Source organism: Kordiimonas aquimaris (assembly GCF_025574485.1).
Lineage (GTDB): Bacteria > Pseudomonadota > Alphaproteobacteria > Sphingomonadales > Kordiimonadaceae > Kordiimonas > Kordiimonas aquimaris.
Genome location: NZ_JAOBPO010000001.1, coordinates 1,054,797 through 1,073,360 on the forward strand (window position 1 = coordinate 1,054,797; position 18,564 = coordinate 1,073,360).

Consider the following 18,564-nt stretch of genomic DNA (forward strand, 5'->3'; position numbering starts at 1 on the left):
TTAATAAAAGAAAAAGGTGCCTTTTGGGCGCCTTTTTCTGTTTGGCCCTCTTGCAAGGGTTTTGACGAGTTCCTAAATAAACTGTGTTCGGTTGCTGCATTGGCGGGACCGGGCAAGGTTAATCGGCTAGGCCAATAATGGCTGGCCAGAATTTAGTTGCTTCATTAGGAGAACTTGTCATGAGAACTTTTGATTTATCACCATTAATGCGTAGTACTGTAGGTTTTGACCATTTGAGCCGATTACTCGACTCGGCTACATCGACAGAAGGTGCAAGCGCATACCCGCCTTATAATATTGAAAAACTGTCAGAGGATGACTACCGCGTGACGATGGCTGTTGCCGGATTTTCACCAGAAGAACTGACAGTTACTGTTCAGGACGGCACATTAATACTTGCAGGAAAAGCGAAAGAAGACAGCGAAGGCCGTCGTTTCCTGCATCAAGGAATCGCCAAGCGCGCGTTTGAGCGACGCTTTGAGCTTGCAGACACTATTCAGGTCGGTGATGCAAGTTTTGAACATGGCCTGCTTGAGGTTGGTTTAAAGCGTGTGATCCCTGATCATAAAAAGCCACGCGAGATTGAAATTCGATCCACAGAACCAAAAGTGAAAACAATTGAGGCTGACGCAGCCTAACTGCTTTCTTTGTAACGATTGAACTAACGACGCTCCTCGCTGTCGTCCACTAGTGGAGGCAGGCATCCTCCCCGCTTTGCCTCCACCTTTTCGATATATACATAAAAATGGTGCGGCCATGTATCAGGCACGCATGTCTTTAGGCGATCCAAGGCTTATATATGACGTGATGCTGCTGACCTGTGATTGTGTGCCAAGTACTTCAGCGTGAAATTCTTTATATGAAGACAGGTTTGAAACTTCTACACGCAGAAGGTATTCTACCGAACCTGTTATGTTATGACACTCACGTACTTGTGGTGCTGTAATCATAGCTTCTTCAAAAGCCCGCGCATCTTTTTTCAAATGTTCGGATAACCCCACCATAACAAACACAGTAATATTGCCGCCGAGTTTGCTACGATCCAATTTTGCACGATAACCGCTGATGATACCTGTGCGTTCCAATTCTTGCACACGGCGCAGGCATGCTGATGCCGATAACCCAACACGTAATGCCAGGTCAGTGTTACTGATGCGCCCGTTGCTCTCAAGCTCGTGCAATATTTTGCTGTTTATTTTATCTAATTCGATCATTTGTTGTTTAATATCTTAAATATAAGGCGATTTTGCAATGATTTAATCTGCATGGACAATTATTGTTGTGCTAAATTTTAATTAGCAGGAGAGCACCATGTCTGTCATGGATATTGCGTCATACGATATATCGCCGGAGCGTGGGTTTTTGTCATCGATTGACCCCACATCAATAGACTTACCCGATTATCTGGAGCCTGCGGTTAAGACCGCGATGGCCTTACCTCAACTCATTCCTACAGGGCATGTGCGCAAGCACCTTGAGGCAATGCCGTACATTGACTTGGCAGCATTTTGCAAGAACACCTCAGAAGCTGAGCAACGCGCAGCCATGGTACATTATTCTTTTATGGTACAGGCATATGTGTGGGGCGAAGATGTTGCACCAAAGTCTCTGCCAAAATGTTTGGCTGTTCCCATATGGCAATTGGCTGAAGCGATAGATCAAAAACCGTTGCTGACATATTCTGGTTATGTACTCGATAATTGGGGAAGAGTTGACGAGAGCGGACCGATAGATTTGTCCAATATCCAAATGTTGCAACCATTTGTAAGCGGGCAGGATGAAGCATGGTTCGTTCTTATTCATGTTGCGATTGAAGCGCGCGCTGGTGAAATGTTGGCTGCCATTCCGCGCATGATTGATGCTGTATCAAATGATGACCAAACAGCCTTGCTAACCATGCTGAAAAACATGTCAGGTGTGTGGGATGACGTGAATGCAATATTCAACCGCATGCCTGAACGTTGTGATCCTTATATATATTTTCACCGTGTTCGTCCCTGGATTCACGGATGGAAAGATAATCCGGCTTTAGGAAATGGGTTAATTTATGAAGGCGTGGAAGAAACGGAAGGTCACCCGCAAGTGTTTCGCGGTCAAACCGGGTCACAGTCTTCTATCGTGCCGTCAATGGATGCATTCCTTGGCATTGATCACGCCAATGACCCATTGCGCAGTTATCTGGACGAGCTGCATGCATACAGGCCTCCGGCGCATCGGCGCTTCATTGAGGACATAAGGGCGAATAGTAACTTGCGCGCTTATGTGAAGAGTAGCGATTCCAAAGGATTGCAGGACTTGTACAATGAGATTGTGACCAAGTTAGCTCAATTCCGTACCCGCCACCTCGAATATGCTGCGAGCTACATTAACAAACAAGCCAACGGCGGCGAGGGTAATGCTGCTGATGTGGGGACTGGCGGTACACCGTTTATGAAGTATCTGAAAAAACATAGAGATGAAGCACGCGAACATTTGGTCCGCGCCAAGCTTTAGTGTTGTGTACTATTAAACTGGTTTTGAAGCGGGAATGTTTCGTCCCGCTTCATATTGTGGAACATTATCGAGAGCCTTAATCCAGTTCAGGCGTGACCGTGTGAAAATCTCTGCATCAACTGTGACTTCAATCGAGTTATCCAAGGTCATGGCATTGAATTCTGCCTTGTCGCTTTCGTTCTTGCCCTCCCATTTTAGATATGTGCCGCACTTGTCGCAGAAACTGCGGGTCGCCAAGTCGCTAAATGCTATATTGCCGTTGGGTTTGCTCAGCCATTTGAATTGATTAGCTTGTACAATGGTGAAAACAGAGTAGGGAGCGCCCAAGTGTTTTTGGCAGTCAATACAATGACAATTCAAAGTGAAACTATTAGATAAATCAACCTCATAACGTGCAACGCCGCACCGGCAACCTCCTTGTAGCAACGCGGTCATTGCAAACTCCTGATTCTATGACTTGAAAAATGCTTCAGCAGCCGAACGGCTGACGCTTTTTGCAGATACTTCAGTTTTTGTGCGCTCAATTTCGGCAGAAAGGCGCTCGATACGTTCTTGCAACTCATCAACACTGATTGTTGACAAATCTTCTTTTTCCAAATCGGTAAGAGGGCCGGTTTTCTTGGTTGGCAGGTCGTCGAAATCCATATCATATGCTCGTACGTTGATGAGAGTTACATGAATATATCACTAGCAAACACTTGTGATAAGTATTCAACTCATCATAATTGCTAAATTAATTATTCTAAGTTGGAAAATTATAATGAAAGCTGTCGAAATTCGCGAGCCAGGCGGTCCTGATGTTCTAGTGATCACAGAGCGAGAAAAACCAGTACCAAAAAATGGCGAAGTGCTTATTGCTGTTAAGGCTGCGGGTGTGAACCGTCCTGATGTTGTTCAGCGCATGGGTTTATATCCACCTCCACCTGGTGCATCAGATATTCCAGGTTTAGAGGTTGCTGGAACGATCGAAGCGCTTGGGGAAGGTGTTTCCGGATTAGAAATAGGGCAAGCCGTTTGTGCACTGGTGCCGGGTGGCGGGTATGCAGAATTTTGCACAGCACCATCACAAACATGTATGCCGATACCGGATGGTTTGACGTTTATCGAAGCTGCGGCGATACCAGAGACTTATTTTACCGTGTGGTCCAATGTATTTGATCGTGCCGCATTGCAATCTACTGAAACACTGCTGGTGCATGGTGGGTCATCAGGAATTGGATCAACGGCAATTCAGTTGGGAAAAGCTTTTGGCGCCAAGGTTATTACAACCGTTGGCAATGCCGGAAAAGTAGCATTTTGTAACAATTTGGGTGCTGATTTTGTTATCAATTACCGAGAACAGGATTTTGTTGAGGAGGTCAACACTTATACAAATGGCGTTGGCGTTAACGTTGTGCTTGATATGGTAGGCGGTGATTATATTGAAAAGAACATTGGGTGCCTTGCTCCAGATGGTAGGCATGTATCTATCGCGTTTCTAGGAGGTCCAAGTGTTGCTTTCAATATGTTGCCCGTGATGCTCAAGCGGTTGACTTTAACGGGCAGCACACTTCGACCACGGGATAATGACTTTAAGGGAGCCATTGCTGCTAAACTGCAAGAGCATGTGTGGCCATTACTTGCGTCAAGGAAAGTCCAGCCTGTTATCGATACTGTTGTACCACTATCAGAAGCTAACAAGGCCCACGCTTTAATGGAAAGCAGTACGCATATGGGGAAAATCGTTCTTGAGATTTAAACGGCTTTGCACAGTATGGCCAGATTTTGAAACACTGTGCGTTTTCGCGGTGACATTGCCGCAAACTACTGCTAAGAATGTTGACAGAAGATAAGCTCTTCTGCCCTTCAGTATAACTGAATACCAAAGGGCCAGGTCAGCATTAGTTGACCTGAGGGAGAGGATTTGTAATTTAGGAATTTGGTATGACACAACCGTTAATGCCCATGGCAACAGCAGTTTGGCTTGTTGATAATACAACGCTTACATTTGATCAGATCGCTGATTTTTGTGAGCTTCATGTCCTTGAAGTGCAAGGCATCGCTGATGGCACTGTAGGTATGCACATTGTAGGGCAAGACCCAACCTCAAGTGCTCAATTAACACATGCAGAAATTGAACGCTGTGCGGCTGATCCGTCAGCGCGGTTGAAAATATCTGTTGATGATGTGCAAGCTGTGCCGCGGACTAAAGGCCCTCGTTATACGCCAGTATCAAAAAGACAAGACAAGCCTGATGCGATTGCATGGTTAGTGCGTAGCCATCCAGAGCTATCTGATTTGCAAATTAGCCGTTTGGTTGGAACAACCAAGCCAACAATTCAGGCCATTCGTGAGCGTTCGCATTGGAATATTCAAAATATCAAACCGCAAGATCCTGTTGGTTTGGGCCTGTGTCGCCAAACCGAGCTGGATGAAGCGGTTCAACTGGCTGCTGCGCGTAAAGCAAAAACTGCGGCGAAAGCAGGTGCTGGTGAAGCAGGTGATAAGGCCAGTGAACAGGCCGATACTGCTGAGTAAATATTGATGTACAGGCTCGGTCTACGAGTTGCTGAACATACAAAAAGAGCGCCAGACTTGATGTCTCGCGCTCTTTTTAATTCAGGCTAAATTATAGCTAATGCCTGACCAGTCGGTGTAGTTCTTCTTTGAGGAGGAGTTTTTCTTTTTTGAGTTTCTTCAAGCGAATCCCATCTGGTTGGGGGCGTAACTCTTCGCGAGCGATAACATCTTCAATTTCGGCATGCTTTTTATTAAGGCTTTCAACATGCATTTGTATGCTCATACCCGTCTCTCCTTCATTGATTTTTATGTAACAGATTTATTTCACCATTCTATGAAGCCTGAGTCACGCAAGAATTTGAAAATGATAGTTTATTAATAGTCATCAAGACTTAGTTTCCGGCCATGTAACGCTGAATATCATACCAAAGGGTAAAACCAGAGAGACTCGAGCTATCAATATGCAGGCGCGAAACTGGATTTCGTTTGAATAAATGCATCAATTACGGCTTTGGGTAGCTTTAATATTTTACCGTAACGTAAAAGACTTTGATCATTATCTTTTGTTGTTGATTTTTGTTCTTGCGCGGAGGCATTGATTATATCCAGCAGTGCTTTTTGTTCTTGTTTTTCGAGCTCTAATTCCTGATTAAGCATGGTGTTGTACAACGCTGCTTGTTTGTTTGTTGTGCGCCTTTGCTGTCTAGCCGGTTGCAGGATATCATTCTGCCAATATGTCGATGTTTGCAGCAAGCTATCAAATAATGCCTCGTGAAGCTCAATGCCTTTATGGTCAAGCCAGCAACACAGCAATATCAAGTTAATGTCTGCACCGTGATTATCTTGTAAGTGAATACAGGCGTCTTTGATGTCGGCTTTGCCGTACAAATTCAGTGAAAAAAGCCAAAAATCTTCTGATTTTAGCAGTTCTGTATCAAAGGGTGCTTCTCGGTCTATTGTCATCATGTTATAATGATAGCATTCAGATAATCTTATGCGAAAGGTGAAAGATGGACGAAGAAGCGGTCCAGCTGCGTCTTGCTGCGCTAAAGGAAGAACACAGAGACCTTGATGAGGCCATCGCAGCCTTTCAAGAAGCAAATTCATTTGATCTTTTACGAGTCCAGCGCCTGAAAAAACGCAAACTATCATTGAAGGATGAAATCAGTAAACTGGAAGGGTTATTGTTGCCGGATATTATTGCTTAACGACCATGTGTTAGCGGATATTTTCTTCGCCCTTAATATCACGCTTGTTTTCATACATAGCTTTATCCGCCTTATCGAGTGCATCATCAGGCTTATCACCTGACCGAAATGTATAGATGCCAAAGGCCAAACTCATTTTATAAGGTTTGTCACCCAGCAAAATTGGATGCTGTTCAATAATATCTGCAATAGATTGAGACTTCTCTTTGCCAATTCTTTCATCCGCCTGTGCTAGAATAACGCCGAATTCATCGCCGCCCAAGCGGCCAACCACATCGGTGGTACGAACGTTATCAACCAATAATTTAGCGACATGAAATAAGGCTTTATCGCCAGCTTCGTGGCCAAATTCATCATTGATATTTTTCATATCGTTCAGGTCGATGAACATGAGCGTGGAAGGTGTTCCGTAACGCTCAGCGAAAGATATCATTCTATTGAGTTCACGAACGAAAGCACGCCGGTTAGGAATTGGCAGCAATGCATCAGTGTCCGCCACATCTTCTATTTCACGCATCCGGCTTTTGGTGCGGTCCAGTTCACCTCTCAAGCTTTCAACTTCTTGCATCAGCGAAAGAATTGCGGAATGAACGCGGTCTGTCATCTCTTCTGGTGGGATGCCCAGAATTTGAACTGTATCATCAATACGGCGTACGCTAGGCGCATTTGATACCGTATCGGTTTCTGACGCTTTCTTTGTGGCGCGCGTAGGCGCAGTGCGGGATATGCCTGGTGTACTACTGACTTTCATTTCATTTCCCGTCGCTCTAGCCTCTGCCCCCGTCTATTATTAGTCTTAAAAGGGCGGCCTCTACAAGAGAATCCTGCGGATTTCATCGTTTAAAAACGCTTTAAAGCTAATCTTGCATTCAAAAGGTTGCTGCCTATAATGCGCGCTCGCATTCTTTGGTTGAAAAACCAGCCTGTAATGATGGGGTTAGGGCCATGTCTGAAGCTATGCCAATTGTTGGCATTATCATGGGAAGTCAGTCTGATTGGCCGACCATGAAACACACAGCAGGTGTGTTGGATGAACTCGGTGTTGCTTATGAAGCCAAGATTGTTTCTGCGCACAGGACACCTGACCGTCTTTATGATTATGCCAAGTCTGCCAAGGCGCGCGGTATCCAATGCATAATAGCCGGAGCAGGTGGGGCCGCTCATTTACCAGGAATGGCTGCTGCTATGACACCGCTGCCGGTGTTTGGCGTGCCGATCCAGTCAAGCATGTTGTCAGGCAAAGATAGCTTGTTATCTATTGTACAAATGCCAGGCGGCATTCCTGTTGGCACGCTTGCCATAGGTAAAGCTGGTGCGATAAATGCCGGTCTGCTTGCAGCAAGCGTTTTGGCATTGATGGATACGGAACTTGCTGATCGTTTGGATACATGGCGGGCTGAACAAACGGCATCGGTTGCTGAAACACCAGTGGATTAGAGGCAGGAATAGATCATGACCAGAATTAATCCAGGTGGTTCGATAGGCATTCTTGGTGGAGGTCAACTAGGGCGCATGCAAGCTCTAGCGGCAGCTCAGCTCGGTTACCGTGTTCATGTGTTTTGCCCGGACAAAGCGAGCCCGGCTTTTGATGTAGCGTTTGCTTCTACAGTAGCTACCTACGAAGACGAAGAAGCACTGGTTAATTTCGCACGCAGTGTTGATGTCGTTACTTATGAATTTGAGAATGTACCTGCGCGCACAGCGCAGATAGTTGCTGAAAACACACTTTTACGTCCAGGGGCTTATGCGCTTGAGGTTACGCAAGATCGTCTGGTTGAAAAAACGTTTTTAAATGATGCTGGTATGAAAACCGCACCATTTCAGATGTTTGAAACCGAAGAAGAGTTAAAGGACGCATATAAGAAAATAGGGCGCCCCGCTGTCGCAAAAACGCGGCAATTTGGTTATGATGGTAAAGGCCAAAAGATGATCAAGGTTGCCAAGGACATAGAGAATGTCATGGGTGTAACAAAGGGCGCGCCGTCCATTCTTGAAGGCTTTGTCCAGTTTGACCGAGAAATCAGTGTTGTTGTCGCTCGCAGCGCGTCTGGCGATGTGGCTGCTTATCCGGTAAGTGAAAATATCCATACAAATCATATTCTGGATACAACGACCATCCCGGCAAAAATTAATCAGGTTGTTGAAGCAAAAGCAAAAGTAATGGCAACAAAAATTGCCAATGCGCTTGAATATGTTGGTGTGCTGGCGGTCGAAATGTTTGTTACCGATGCGACGAACGAAATCATTGTCAATGAAATGGCACCTCGTGTGCACAACTCTGGTCATTGGACAATGGACGGTGCAATGACAAGCCAATTTGAGCAACATATTCGCGCTATTTGTGATTTACCACTTGGCCCAACAGATGCGCTTGGTGCTGTACGTATGAAAAACTTACTAGGTAATGATATCCTTGATTACGAGCAGTATCTCAAAGACCCCAATGCAACCTTTCATCATTACGGTAAAAACGAACCGCGCGTTGGCCGTAAAATGGGTCATGTAACGTGGGTGGATAAAAGTGAATAAGCGGGCTTTTTTGTCCAGTACCCTTCTGCATTTTTAAAACACCATTCTGTCTCATTGCGGGCACATTTTCTGCGTACCTGTCACCTTGCGAGTGATGCGAGGTGATGTTCAGGAGTGAATTGACGATGAAATTTCCGATAGTTGCAGCAAGTGCTGCACTTTCAATCGGTATTGCGTTTAGCGGCTGGTTTATAGGCGGTGGTGTCTCTGATGCCAGTAAAATTGAAAGATTTGTGAGTGTAAAGGGCTTAGCTGAAAAGCAGGTAATGGCGGACCGTGCCGTTTGGGCAATCAGTTATGTCAGCGCCAGCAATAACCTTGCCGAAGCCAGAGAAGCACTGAAAAAATCACAAACCGCAGGATTTGCATTTCTGGATAAATACAACATTGAGCGTAGTGATATTGAGCTACAGAATTTGCGAATTCTTGATCAGCTTGCGCGCACCTACAACACCCGTGATGTTGCCTTGCGCTATTTATTGCAACAAACCATTTTGGTGCGTACGAACAACATTAATGCGGTAGCGCAAGCGTCGCAGAATGTCGGCGAATTGCTGGATGCAGGTGTGCTTCTTGGTAATATAGAAGGCTACAATGGCAATGATGGACCGCAATATATTTTCACGCAGCTTAATGATATAAAACCAGACATGATTGCTGAAGCTACTGCTAATGCGCGGCTTGCTGCACAGAAGTTTGCTAAGGACGCAGGCGCTGACATCGAAGGTATCCGTCGCGCAGTTCAGGGAAGGTTTGAGATTTTGCCTGCAGAAAATGCACTTGGATTATCTGAAGCGAATCAAATCCATAAAAAAGTGCGCGTTGTGACAACACTTGATTATGTGCTGGAAAGTTAACGTTTTAGCACCCAGGTTGCGCGTTCCGCTTCCACTTTAAAGCCATGCTTTTCGGCGAAAGCATAAACAATTTGCCGCATCGGGTATCCCTTTGTGCGGCTCCAATGCCAGTCATCACCTGTTATGTAAGCGTTTGGCCACAGTTCGTGGCTGACCTCCAGCTCATCAGGTTTCTTGTTGCAGTCGATATAAATAACATCAGGTTCGATACCGCGTTCTTTTAGCTCGTATAGTTTATCAGGTGAATAGCCCTGAACGGGAACAAACCGGCCTTTGAATTCCTGAACATTTGCAAGTGCTGTTGGGAAGGGTTTTTGTGTCTCTACATCGTGCAGGAACTGTCGCTGGGTTTCAAGATCAGGATATTTGCGGGTGAGGTTGGGACGACCAATATAACGGCTAACTTGTTCAATCAGTCCATCATCCCAAGGGTCGATACCAATAACGTTGAGTGTAGAGTGTGTATCCAGCCAACGCCGTGTTGACGAGCACATAAAGCAGCCGATTTCAAGCAGCAGCTTTGCTTTGGTCTCAACGATAATCTCGTCGACTAAGTGCCGTCCGCCGCCGCCGAGAGTGTAGTCCCACGGCGTAACATCAGTGAGATCAGGCCATGTGATCTCACTTTGTAATGTTGTGAAGGCGCTTTCTTCCATAGAACTTTACATAGCGTCTAGAGGATAGAGAAGCCTGTCGCAGCCCAGTCCTTATCAAAACCTGCAAGACCGTTAGTGGTGAGCGGGTGATTGAACAGCTTGCGCAGGACATCAATCGGGAAAGTCGCTACATCAGCACCAATACGTGCACTCTCGAGGATGTGGGTAGGGTGGCGAACAGAAGCAACGAGAATTTCAGTGTCGAAACCATAATTGTCATAAATAACGCGAATATCTTCGATTAGTTCCATGCCGTTGAAGCCAACGTCATCGTGACGACCAACAAATGGTGATATGAAACTTGCACCAGCTTTGGCTGCAAGCAAGGCTTGATTTGCACTAAAGCACAGTGTGACATTAACCATGATACCTTCAGCGCGCAGGGCTTTACATGTTTTAAGTCCATCAATGGTAAGCGGTACTTTAACGGCAATGTTGTCAGCAATTTTTGCGCACTTCATGCCTTCTTTCAGCATGGTCTCATGGTCATGGGCTACTGTTTCAGCGGAAACAGGACCTTCAACCTCTTTTGCGATTTCGGTAATAACTTCAAAAAAGTCGCGACCAGATTTTTTGATGAGAGAAGGGTTGGTTGTTACACCGTCCAGGAGCCCGGTTGCGTTCGCTTCGCGAATTTCATCAATGTTGGCTGTATCGAGGAAGAATTTCATGGCGGCGCTCCTTGGGTCGCTTGATTAGCTATGTTACGGCGTGAAATAACTTAACGCCTCTCACCGAAGTGCCTATTAAAGATCAGCATCAATTTCAAGGTCTATACGTGATTGCGTATGAGCTATTGCTTTCCTATTGTACATAATCAAACCGTTAATCCCTGAGCATAAGGCAGTAAAGTACGTGACACAGGCATCGTTACTCACAGACGATCAAGAACCGATACGTGTGTCGGTTTTGTTGCCAATGCCATTTGATATGCCTTTTGATTATCTGGTTTTACCTGATTCGCCTCCGCTTTTGCCGGGCACGTTTGTGCGGGTAAAGGTATCAAACAGGCCTGCCATCGGTGTGGTTTGGGATTCTTTGAGCGGAAAAAGCGGTAAAATCTTACCACTTGAGAAGCTCAAATATGTTGATGACGTAGCACCTCTGCCTGCCATGAATGAAGAATTGCGCAGGTTTGTTGATTGGGTTGCGCGCTATACGCTTTCACCAGTGGGTAGTGTGCTGCGTATGTGTATGCCTGCGGTTGCTTCCCTTGTTGAAGTGCCTGAGAGAACACATTTCCTGCTTGGCGTTGTGCCAGAAAGTTTGCGGTTAACGCCGGCACGTCAAATGGTGATTGACCTTTTGTCAGATTCGGTGCCGCGTACAGCCAGCGAGGTTGCCCGGCTATGCGGTGTTACCAGTGCTGTTATCAAGGGGCTATCAAAAGCTGGCGCATTGACAAGTGTGCAAATTGCAGTTGATGCACCCTTCCCGCAACCAGATGTTACAATCACTGGTCCAAAACTAAGCAACGAACAAGAAACAGCATCACATGCGATTCGCACGAAAGTGCAAGAAGGCGGATTTGAAACATTCCTGCTTGATGGTGTAACAGGGTCTGGCAAAACCGAAGTTTATTTTGAAGGGCTTGCCGAGGCACTGAAACAAGACGGTGCACAGGTTTTGGTTTTGGTTCCGGAAATTGCGCTGACATCGCAGTGGCTGGAGCGTTTCGAAGATCGATTCGGCGTGGAGCCCGTGGTCTGGCATTCTGATATTGGTGCTGCAGCACGCAGACGTGCATGGCATGCAATTGCAAATGGTGGAGCGCGCGTAGTGGTTGGTGCTCGCTCTGCACTCTTCCTACCTTTTAATAATTTGGCATTTATCACCGTTGATGAAGAACATGATCCATCCTTCAAGCAGGAAGAGGGGGTTCTGTATCATGCGCGTGATATGGCTGTTGTACGTGCTAAGCTTGTTAACTGTCCATTGGTGCTTGCCAGTGCAACACCTTCACTTGAAACACGGTTAAATGCCGAAGCTGGTAAATATACCAAGCTGATCTTGCGAGAGCGTCATGGTCGTGCGGTATTACCTGAAATGCATGCGGTGGACATGAGAACAGATGCGCCAGCATCAGGGCAATGGCTTTCGCCTGTTCTTGTTGAAAAAATCAAACAAACTTTAACGACAGGTGAGCAAGTGATGCTTTTCCTGAACCGACGGGGCTACGCGCCGCTGACACTATGCCGTACTTGCGGGTATCGTATTGAATGTCCAAATTGTTCAACTTGGCTGGTTGAGCATCGTTTTAAGCGCGATATTCAATGCCATCAATGTGGTTATGTAGCTGCCATTCCCAGCAATTGCCCCGAGTGTAAAGATGAGGACAGTCTAGTTGCTTGCGGGCCAGGTGTTGAACGCCTGTTTGAAGAAGTAAATTATTTGTTTGCTGATGCGCGCACAGCCGTCATGACAAGTGATACGATGACAAGTCCACGTGATACAGCGCGGATGGTGCAACAAATTGCTGACGGTGCACTCGATATCGTGATTGGCACACAGATTGTTACTAAAGGTTATCATTTCCCGAATTTAACACTAGTTGGCGTGATCGATGCAGACCTTGGTTTGCGTGGGGGGGACCTGCGTGCCGGTGAGCGCACATATCAGCAATTGGTTCAGGTGTCGGGTCGCGCAGGCCGGGCAGAAAAACCAGGACAAGTGTTTTTGCAGACATATGAGCCAGACCATCCTGTTGTACAGGCGCTGTTGTCCGGTGACGGTGAGGCATTTATGGACGCCGAGGGACGTGCGCGTGCGCGCTATCATATGCCTCCTTATGGTCAGATGGTAGGAATCATATTGTCTGGAACAGACCTCGCTGCCGTGATGGAACAGGGCAGAGTGCTTGCGCAGGCTGCCCCGGGTGTTGAAGATGTTGCCTTCATGGGGCCAGCGCCTGCGCCGCTCGCACGTGTGCGTGGGCGTTTCAGAGCGCGACTCCTTGTGCATACAAAGGGGAAGGTGGCAGTTCAGCGGTTAATTTCAGAGTGGCTTGCGAGCACCAAAGCTGTCAAAGGTGTGCGTATCCGTGTTGATGTTGATCCGCATAGTTTCCTGTAGCTTGTATAATTAGCTGTTTTTCCAATAAAAACAATAAGATAAGATATCAACACTTGTAGCTTTTTCAAAGAATTCAGATTCTCTTGATATGGCGGCTTGCAAGCATCAAATCTTCATGCTAGAGGGAGCACGCATTTCGGGCTGGTCAGCGCCGAAACAAAGGTTTTTCTTTTGTTTGAAGCGGCCAAGATTTTGAGCGTGTGTGTCGCTTTTTGTGGCACATTACTGGTAAAGGCCTTCTTGGTCGTATTAACCCAAAGGGATCGTCCAACGTGACCTCGCACAAAGCGATAGTTTCAGGAATATCCGGGCGCTATGCAATAGCGCTGTTTGAGCTTGCTGTTGATGGTAAGGCCGTGCCTGCCGTTGAAGCTGATCTCGCAAGTTTGAACGCGATGATCGCTGATAGTAGTGACTTGAACGCACTGGTGACTTCCCCGATTTACAGCAGCGAACAGCAGCTTGCCGGCGTAAGTGCAGTTGCTACTGCGGCTAAACTGTCACCGCTGACAGTGAAGTTTCTCGGTGTGCTTGCAACGAATCGCCGTCTCTCATCATTGTCCGGTGTTATCCGCGCGTTTGAGCAGCTTGTCGCTGATCACCGCGGTGAAGTAAGTGCAACGGTAATCAGCGCGAAAGCGCTGACTAAAGCGCAAGAGGCTTCTCTTGCTAAGAATTTGAAAGCAGCAATTGGTAGCGATGTTACTATTGATGCTGCTATCGATGAAGACCTGCTTGGTGGCCTTAAGGTTCAAGTTGGGTCGCAAATGATTGACAGTTCTCTTAAAACTAAACTCGATAACCTCGCAATCGCTATGAAAGGGGTTCAGTAATGGATATCCGTGCGGCGGAAATATCTAAGGTTCTCAAGGACCAGATCTCAAATTTTGGTACAGATGCCGAAGTCTCAGAAGTGGGAACGGTTCTGTCTGTAGGTGACGGTATTGCTCGTGTATATGGTCTTGACCAAGTGCAGGCGGGTGAGATGGTCGAATTCCCGGGCGGCGTTAAAGGTATGGCGCTTAACTTGGAAAGCGACAATGTTGGTATCGTTATCTTTGGTAATGACCAGGGTATTAAAGAAGGCGACACCGTAAAACGGACTGGCGCCATCGTTGATGTGCCTGTAGGTAAAGGCTTGCTTGGCCGCGTTGTTGACGCGCTGGGTAACCCGATTGATGGCAAAGGCCCTCTTGTTGATGTTGAACGTCAGCGCGTGGAAGTTAAAGCGCCGGGCATTATCCCGCGCCAAGGCGTTTCCGAGCCAATGCAATCAGGCCTCAAGGCGATTGACGCACTTGTGCCGGTTGGTCGTGGTCAGCGTGAGTTGATCATTGGTGACCGTCAGACAGGTAAAACTGCAGTAGCGATTGATACGTTCATCAACCAGAAAAACGTAAACAATGCAGCAAAAGAGGACGGCGAGAAGCTGTTCTGTATTTATGTTGCCGTTGGTCAAAAGCGTTCAACTGTTGCCCAGATTGTTAAATCTCTGGAAGAAAACGGTGCTCTTGAGTACTCAATCGTTGTTGCTTCAACAGCATCTGAGCCTGCGCCGATGCAGTTCCTTGCGCCGTACACTGGTACAGCAATGGGTGAATATTTCCGCGATAACGGCATGCATGCTGTTATCGTACATGACGATTTGACGAAACAAGCTGTTGCTTACCGTCAGATGTCACTTCTGCTTCGTCGTCCTCCAGGACGTGAAGCGTATCCTGGTGATGTATTCTATCTTCATAGTCGCCTTCTAGAGCGCGCTGCGAAAATGTCTGATGCGCTAGGTGGTGGTTCATTGACAGCACTGCCTGTTATTGAAACGCAAGCGGGTGACGTGTCTGCTTACATTCCAACAAACGTAATTTCGATTACTGATGGTCAGATCTTTCTTGAAACTGAGCTTTTCTATAAAGGCATTCGCCCTGCGATTAACGTAGGTCTATCAGTTTCTCGTGTGGGTTCAGCGGCGCAGATCAAAGCAATGAAGCAAGTTGCGGGTTCTATTAAGCTTGAGCTTGCTCAATACCGTGAGATGGAAGCGTTCGCGCAGTTCGGCTCTGACCTTGATGCGTCTACGCAACAGTTGTTGAACCGCGGTGCGCGCCTGACTGAGTTGTTGAAGCAAGGTCAATATAGCCCACTGCCAGTTGAAGAACAGGTTGTTTCCATCTTTGCTGGTGTGAACGGTTTCCTTGATCGGATTGCTACAGCAGATGTAACGCGTTTCGAAGAGCAGTTCCTCACTGAGGTGCGCGCGAAACATGCTGACGTGTTGAAAACAATTCGTTCTGAGCAAAAACTGTCTGATGACACAATTGCCAAGCTGAAATCTATTCTTGAAACGTTTACCAAGTCTTTTAGCTAAGACACTGGATGGGAGAGGCCTGAGCTATGCCAAGCCTTAAAGACCTAAAAGTTCGGATCAGTTCTGTTAAGTCGACGCAGAAGATCACCAAGGCCATGAAAATGGTTGCGGCGTCTAAACTGCGTCGGGCTCAGGAAGCAGCTGAAAGCGCTCGTCCGTATGCTGAGCGTATGGAGAAAGTGCTAGCTGGTCTTGGTGCTGCTGTAAAAGATCAGCCAGGTGCCTCGCCATTGCTTGCAGGTTCTGGTCAGCATGAAGTCGAGCTTGTTGTTGTTGCAACATCTGAGCGGGGTTTGTGCGGCGGCTTTAACACTAACATTGTTAAGGCAGCCAAAGCGCACATCCGTGAGCTTATTGATGCAGGGAAAACAGTTAAAATTCTTTGCATAGGCAAGAAGGGATTCGCGCAGCTTCGTCAAGAATACAAGCATCTGATTATCGATACAAAAGATATGTCTGGTGTTAAAAACCTTGCATTTGCTGATGTACAACCGATTGCAACTGAAGTGCTGACGATGTTTGAACGCGCTGAATTTGATGTGGCAACACTGTTTTACGCCAAATTCCAGTCTGCGCTTGTACAGGTGAATACGAAGCAGCAGCTTATTCCTGTGCCGCTGCGCGAAGCAGCAAACGATGATGATGCTGACGAACTAGCTGGCGCTATATATGAATACGAGCCATCAGAGGAAGCAATCCTTGAGGATTTGCTTCCGCGCAATGTTGCAGTTCAGCTTTATCGTGGATTGCTTGAAAACGCTGCGTCTGAGCAAGGTGCGCGTATGACAGCAATGGATAGTGCAACGCGTAATGCTGGTGACATGATTGATAGTCTTTCAATCACGTATAACCGTACGCGTCAGGCGAATATCACTAAAGAATTGATTGAAATTATTTCAGGCGCGGAAGCGCTTTAGTTTGTTACACGAAGGAGTGTAAAAAATGGCTACTAACACAGGCCGCATAACACAGGTAATTGGTGCCGTTGTTGACGTTCAGTTTGACAGCGACTTGCCAGCAATTCTGTCAGCGCTAGAAACTAATAATAACGGTGAGCGTCTTGTTCTCGAAGTTGCATCGCACCTTGGTGAGAATACTGTCCGCACTATTGCGATGGATGCAACTGAAGGTCTGGTTCGCGGCGCAGAAGTGAAAGACACTGGCGCACCGATTTCTGTACCTGTTGGTCCGGAAACGCTAGGTCGTATCATGAACGTGATTGGCGAGCCAATTGATGAACGCGGCGAGATTGGTCACAAGCAGGTTGCACCAATCCACGCTGATGCACCTCTTTTTGAAGATCAGTCAACAGAGCAAGAAATTCTGGTAACTGGCATTAAAGTTGTGGACCTTCTTGCACCTTACGTGAAGGGCGGAAAAATCGGTCTATTCGGTGGCGCGGGTGTTGGTAAAACAGTTTTGATCATGGAATTGATTAACAACATTGCAAAAGGCCACGGTGGTTATTCCGTATTTGCCGGTGTTGGTGAGCGTACACGTGAAGGTAATGACCTTTACCATGAGATGATCGAGTCCGGCGTTATTAATCTGGAAGGCGACAGTAAAGCCGCACTTGTTTACGGTCAGATGAATGAGCCTCCAGGAGCACGTGCACGTGTGGCCCTAACTGGTTTGACACAAGCTGAATATTTCCGTGACCAAGAAGGTCAGGACGTTCTGTTCTTCGTTGATAATATCTTCCGCTTCACACAAGCGGGCGCCGAAGTGTCAGCACTGCTTGGTCGTATTCCTTCTGCTGTGGGTTATCAGCCAACATTGTCTACAGACATGGGTGCACTGCAAGAGCGGATTACATCTACGAAGAAGGGTTCAATTACCTCTGTACAAGCGGTTTACGTACCTGCTGATGACCTGACTGACCCTGCGCCAGCAACATCATTTGCTCACCTTGATGCGACAACAGTTCTGTCACGTCAGATTGCTGAGCTTGGTATTTACCCTGCGGTTGATCCACTTGATTCAACAAGCCGTATTCTGTCTGCGCAAGTGTTGGGTGAAGACCATTATACTGTTGCCCGTTCTGTGCAGGAAGTACTGCAAAAGTATAAATCTTTACAGGATATCATTGCTATTCTGGGTATGGACGAGCTTTCAGAAGAAGATAAGCTGGTTGTTGCGCGCGCACGTAAAGTACAGCGTTTCCTTTCTCAGCCATTCCATGTCGCTGAAATCTTTACAGGTACACCTGGTGAATTTGTATCGCTTGAAGACACAATCACTGGCTTTAAAGCGATTGTAGCTGGCGAGTATGACCACCTGCCGGAAGCTGCGTTCTACCTTGTAGGTAATATCGAACAAGCTGTTGCTAAAGCAGGAAAACTGGCTGCTGAAGCAGCTTAAGCTGAAGGGTTTAAGGCGTCATGAGCGATACGCTACGTTTTGAAATTGTTTCTCCTGAGCGTCTATTGAAAGACGCACAGGCGGCAATGGTTGTTGTGCCCGGTGCAGATGGTGATTTTACTGCACTGCCACAGCATGCACCAATGATGTCTACAATCCGGCCCGGTGTAATTGAAATCTATGAAAGCGAAGACGCTGGCCCGGAGAAGTTTTTCCTTAAAGGTGGTTTGGCACAGATTAGTCCTGAAGGTTTGACTATTCTGGCTGAAGAGGTTCTACAGCTTGATGGCATTAATGTTGACGCACTCAATAGTGATATCAATGAAGCTGTTGTTGCTGTTGAAAAAGCATCGGATGATGTTGAGCGTTTAGCCGCAGAAAAAGAATTAGCCTGGATGACAGCACTGTCTGAAGTTCTAAATTAAAGCTGTTTATATAACGGTGATGAAAGCGGTACAGTTTGTGCCGCTTTTTTTATGTCTGCATTTGACTTAAAGCCAATGCGTATAATTTATGACTCTGAG

The 18,564-nt window shown here is 46.7% G+C and carries 22 protein-coding genes; 14 read left to right on the top strand and 8 right to left on the bottom strand.

The window, feature by feature from the left end; all coding sequences use genetic code 11:
• Positions 1-179: 179 nt before the first annotated feature.
• Entirely contained in the window at positions 180-638 is a 459-nt protein-coding gene (locus OEU88_RS04985) for an Hsp20 family protein (RefSeq protein WP_262694013.1), read from the top strand.
• A gap of 123 nt (positions 639-761) precedes the next feature.
• Here OEU88_RS04985 and OEU88_RS04990 read toward each other — a convergent pair whose 3' ends face one another.
• Entirely contained in the window at positions 762-1,214 is a 453-nt protein-coding gene (locus OEU88_RS04990) for an Lrp/AsnC family transcriptional regulator (protein ID WP_262694014.1), read from the bottom strand.
• A 97-nt stretch (positions 1,215-1,311) separates the two neighbouring features.
• On the opposite strand from OEU88_RS04990, the gene OEU88_RS04995 reads away from it, so the two are divergent.
• Positions 1,312-2,493, top strand: coding sequence for an indoleamine 2,3-dioxygenase (locus OEU88_RS04995; RefSeq protein ID WP_262694015.1), 1,182 nt, complete (start codon positions 1,312-1,314; stop codon positions 2,491-2,493).
• A gap of 12 nt (positions 2,494-2,505) precedes the next feature.
• Here OEU88_RS04995 and OEU88_RS05000 read toward each other — a convergent pair whose 3' ends face one another.
• Positions 2,506-2,928: a GFA family protein gene (locus OEU88_RS05000; protein WP_262694016.1), complete on the bottom strand. Its 423-nt coding sequence runs from the start codon at positions 2,926-2,928 to the stop codon at positions 2,506-2,508.
• Between the two features lie 15 nt (positions 2,929-2,943).
• Positions 2,944-3,138 (bottom strand): DUF1192 domain-containing protein, encoded by a 195-nt coding sequence (locus OEU88_RS05005; protein WP_262694017.1) that lies wholly within the window; start codon positions 3,136-3,138, stop codon positions 2,944-2,946.
• 115 nt (positions 3,139-3,253) lie between these two features.
• On the opposite strand from OEU88_RS05005, the gene OEU88_RS05010 reads away from it, so the two are divergent.
• Both OEU88_RS05010 and OEU88_RS05015 read left to right on the top strand, forming a co-directional pair.
• A complete protein-coding gene (locus tag OEU88_RS05010) occupies positions 3,254-4,231 on the top strand; it encodes an NAD(P)H-quinone oxidoreductase (RefSeq protein WP_262694018.1) in 978 nt (325 codons plus the stop codon).
• Between the two features lie 185 nt (positions 4,232-4,416).
• The gene (locus tag OEU88_RS05015; RefSeq protein ID WP_262694019.1) at positions 4,417-5,010 is read left to right on the top strand and encodes a DUF1013 domain-containing protein; all 594 of its coding nucleotides are present in this window, start codon (positions 4,417-4,419) and stop codon (positions 5,008-5,010) included.
• 97 nt (positions 5,011-5,107) lie between these two features.
• Here the strand turns inward: OEU88_RS05015 and OEU88_RS05020 are convergent, their stop codons facing one another.
• Together OEU88_RS05020 and OEU88_RS05025 are read right to left on the bottom strand one after the other, a co-directional pair.
• Positions 5,108-5,275: a DUF465 domain-containing protein gene (locus OEU88_RS05020; protein WP_262694020.1), complete on the bottom strand. Its 168-nt coding sequence runs from the start codon at positions 5,273-5,275 to the stop codon at positions 5,108-5,110.
• Between the two features lie 173 nt (positions 5,276-5,448).
• Positions 5,449-5,958 (bottom strand): TIGR02444 family protein, encoded by a 510-nt coding sequence (locus tag OEU88_RS05025; RefSeq protein WP_262694021.1) that lies wholly within the window; start codon positions 5,956-5,958, stop codon positions 5,449-5,451.
• A 44-nt stretch (positions 5,959-6,002) separates the two neighbouring features.
• Here OEU88_RS05025 and OEU88_RS05030 point away from each other — a divergent pair, with 44 nt between their 5' ends.
• On the top strand, positions 6,003-6,200 hold the full coding sequence (locus OEU88_RS05030) for a YdcH family protein (protein WP_262694022.1): 198 nt from the start codon (positions 6,003-6,005) through the stop codon (positions 6,198-6,200).
• 10 nt (positions 6,201-6,210) lie between these two features.
• Here the strand turns inward: OEU88_RS05030 and OEU88_RS05035 are convergent, their stop codons facing one another.
• A complete protein-coding gene (locus OEU88_RS05035) occupies positions 6,211-6,951 on the bottom strand; it encodes a GGDEF domain-containing protein (RefSeq protein ID WP_262694023.1) in 741 nt (246 codons plus the stop codon).
• Positions 6,952-7,145: 194 nt separating this feature from the next.
• On the opposite strand from OEU88_RS05035, the gene purE reads away from it, so the two are divergent.
• The 3 genes from purE to OEU88_RS05050 all read left to right on the top strand — a co-directional run bounded on the left by purE (position 7,146) and on the right by OEU88_RS05050 (position 9,586).
• Positions 7,146-7,637 (top strand): 5-(carboxyamino)imidazole ribonucleotide mutase, encoded by a 492-nt coding sequence (gene purE / locus OEU88_RS05040; RefSeq protein WP_262694024.1) that lies wholly within the window; start codon positions 7,146-7,148, stop codon positions 7,635-7,637.
• A gap of 15 nt (positions 7,638-7,652) precedes the next feature.
• Positions 7,653-8,729: a 5-(carboxyamino)imidazole ribonucleotide synthase gene (locus OEU88_RS05045; protein WP_262694025.1), complete on the top strand. Its 1,077-nt coding sequence runs from the start codon at positions 7,653-7,655 to the stop codon at positions 8,727-8,729.
• A 125-nt stretch (positions 8,730-8,854) separates the two neighbouring features.
• A complete protein-coding gene (locus OEU88_RS05050; RefSeq protein ID WP_262694026.1) occupies positions 8,855-9,586 on the top strand; it encodes an SIMPL domain-containing protein in 732 nt (243 codons plus the stop codon).
• On the opposite strand, the gene OEU88_RS05055 is transcribed toward OEU88_RS05050, so the two are convergent.
• Positions 9,583-10,242: a hypothetical protein gene (locus tag OEU88_RS05055; protein ID WP_262694027.1), complete on the bottom strand. Its 660-nt coding sequence runs from the start codon at positions 10,240-10,242 to the stop codon at positions 9,583-9,585. The genes OEU88_RS05050 and OEU88_RS05055 overlap by 4 nt on opposite strands.
• Before the next feature lie 17 nt (positions 10,243-10,259).
• Complete coding sequence (fsa, locus tag OEU88_RS05060; protein WP_262694028.1) at positions 10,260-10,913, bottom strand: fructose-6-phosphate aldolase; 654 nt, start codon at positions 10,911-10,913, stop codon at positions 10,260-10,262.
• A gap of 184 nt (positions 10,914-11,097) precedes the next feature.
• Here fsa and OEU88_RS05065 point away from each other — a divergent pair, with 184 nt between their 5' ends.
• From OEU88_RS05065 to atpC, 6 genes are all read left to right on the top strand, one after another.
• Positions 11,098-13,314 (top strand): primosomal protein N', encoded by a 2,217-nt coding sequence (locus tag OEU88_RS05065; RefSeq protein ID WP_262694029.1) that lies wholly within the window; start codon positions 11,098-11,100, stop codon positions 13,312-13,314.
• 272 nt (positions 13,315-13,586) lie between these two features.
• Positions 13,587-14,147 (top strand): F0F1 ATP synthase subunit delta, encoded by a 561-nt coding sequence (locus tag OEU88_RS05070; protein WP_262694030.1) that lies wholly within the window; start codon positions 13,587-13,589, stop codon positions 14,145-14,147.
• Positions 14,147-15,679, top strand: a complete 1,533-nt coding sequence (gene atpA / locus OEU88_RS05075; protein WP_262694031.1) for a F0F1 ATP synthase subunit alpha — start codon at positions 14,147-14,149, stop codon at positions 15,677-15,679. Before OEU88_RS05070 ends, atpA begins: the two co-directional genes overlap by 1 nt.
• 26 nt (positions 15,680-15,705) lie before the next feature.
• Positions 15,706-16,596, top strand: a complete 891-nt coding sequence (locus OEU88_RS05080) for a F0F1 ATP synthase subunit gamma (protein WP_262694032.1) — start codon at positions 15,706-15,708, stop codon at positions 16,594-16,596.
• A 25-nt stretch (positions 16,597-16,621) separates the two neighbouring features.
• A complete protein-coding gene (gene atpD, locus OEU88_RS05085; RefSeq protein WP_262694033.1) occupies positions 16,622-18,040 on the top strand; it encodes a F0F1 ATP synthase subunit beta in 1,419 nt (472 codons plus the stop codon).
• Between the two features lie 20 nt (positions 18,041-18,060).
• Positions 18,061-18,465 carry an ATP synthase F1 subunit epsilon gene (gene atpC / locus OEU88_RS05090; RefSeq protein WP_262694034.1) on the top strand — a complete coding sequence of 135 codons (405 nt, stop codon included), beginning with the start codon at positions 18,061-18,063 and terminating at the stop codon, positions 18,463-18,465.
• The last annotated feature ends 99 nt before the right edge of the window (positions 18,466-18,564 follow it).

Coding starts and splice junctions, on each gene's coding strand:
- OEU88_RS05055 (WP_262694027.1), bottom strand. CDS start 10,242: ATGGAAGAAAGCGCCTTCACAACATTACAAAGTGAGATCACATGGCCT.
- OEU88_RS05015 (WP_262694019.1), top strand. CDS start 4,417: ATGACACAACCGTTAATGCCCATGGCAACAGCAGTTTGGCTTGTTGAT.
- OEU88_RS05050 (WP_262694026.1), top strand. CDS start 8,855: ATGAAATTTCCGATAGTTGCAGCAAGTGCTGCACTTTCAATCGGTATT.
- OEU88_RS04985 (WP_262694013.1), top strand. CDS start 180: ATGAGAACTTTTGATTTATCACCATTAATGCGTAGTACTGTAGGTTTT.
- OEU88_RS05080 (WP_262694032.1), top strand. CDS start 15,706: ATGCCAAGCCTTAAAGACCTAAAAGTTCGGATCAGTTCTGTTAAGTCG.
- atpA (WP_262694031.1), top strand. CDS start 14,147: ATGGATATCCGTGCGGCGGAAATATCTAAGGTTCTCAAGGACCAGATC.
- OEU88_RS05000 (WP_262694016.1), bottom strand. CDS start 2,928: ATGACCGCGTTGCTACAAGGAGGTTGCCGGTGCGGCGTTGCACGTTAT.
- OEU88_RS04995 (WP_262694015.1), top strand. CDS start 1,312: ATGTCTGTCATGGATATTGCGTCATACGATATATCGCCGGAGCGTGGG.
- atpC (WP_262694034.1), top strand. CDS start 18,061: ATGAGCGATACGCTACGTTTTGAAATTGTTTCTCCTGAGCGTCTATTG.
- OEU88_RS05025 (WP_262694021.1), bottom strand. CDS start 5,958: ATGATGACAATAGACCGAGAAGCACCCTTTGATACAGAACTGCTAAAA.
- OEU88_RS05020 (WP_262694020.1), bottom strand. CDS start 5,275: ATGAGCATACAAATGCATGTTGAAAGCCTTAATAAAAAGCATGCCGAA.
- OEU88_RS04990 (WP_262694014.1), bottom strand. CDS start 1,214: ATGATCGAATTAGATAAAATAAACAGCAAAATATTGCACGAGCTTGAG.
- OEU88_RS05030 (WP_262694022.1), top strand. CDS start 6,003: ATGGACGAAGAAGCGGTCCAGCTGCGTCTTGCTGCGCTAAAGGAAGAA.
- purE (WP_262694024.1), top strand. CDS start 7,146: ATGTCTGAAGCTATGCCAATTGTTGGCATTATCATGGGAAGTCAGTCT.
- OEU88_RS05005 (WP_262694017.1), bottom strand. CDS start 3,138: ATGGATTTCGACGACCTGCCAACCAAGAAAACCGGCCCTCTTACCGAT.
- OEU88_RS05045 (WP_262694025.1), top strand. CDS start 7,653: ATGACCAGAATTAATCCAGGTGGTTCGATAGGCATTCTTGGTGGAGGT.
- fsa (WP_262694028.1), bottom strand. CDS start 10,913: ATGAAATTCTTCCTCGATACAGCCAACATTGATGAAATTCGCGAAGCG.
- OEU88_RS05010 (WP_262694018.1), top strand. CDS start 3,254: ATGAAAGCTGTCGAAATTCGCGAGCCAGGCGGTCCTGATGTTCTAGTG.
- atpD (WP_262694033.1), top strand. CDS start 16,622: ATGGCTACTAACACAGGCCGCATAACACAGGTAATTGGTGCCGTTGTT.
- OEU88_RS05035 (WP_262694023.1), bottom strand. CDS start 6,951: ATGAAAGTCAGTAGTACACCAGGCATATCCCGCACTGCGCCTACGCGC.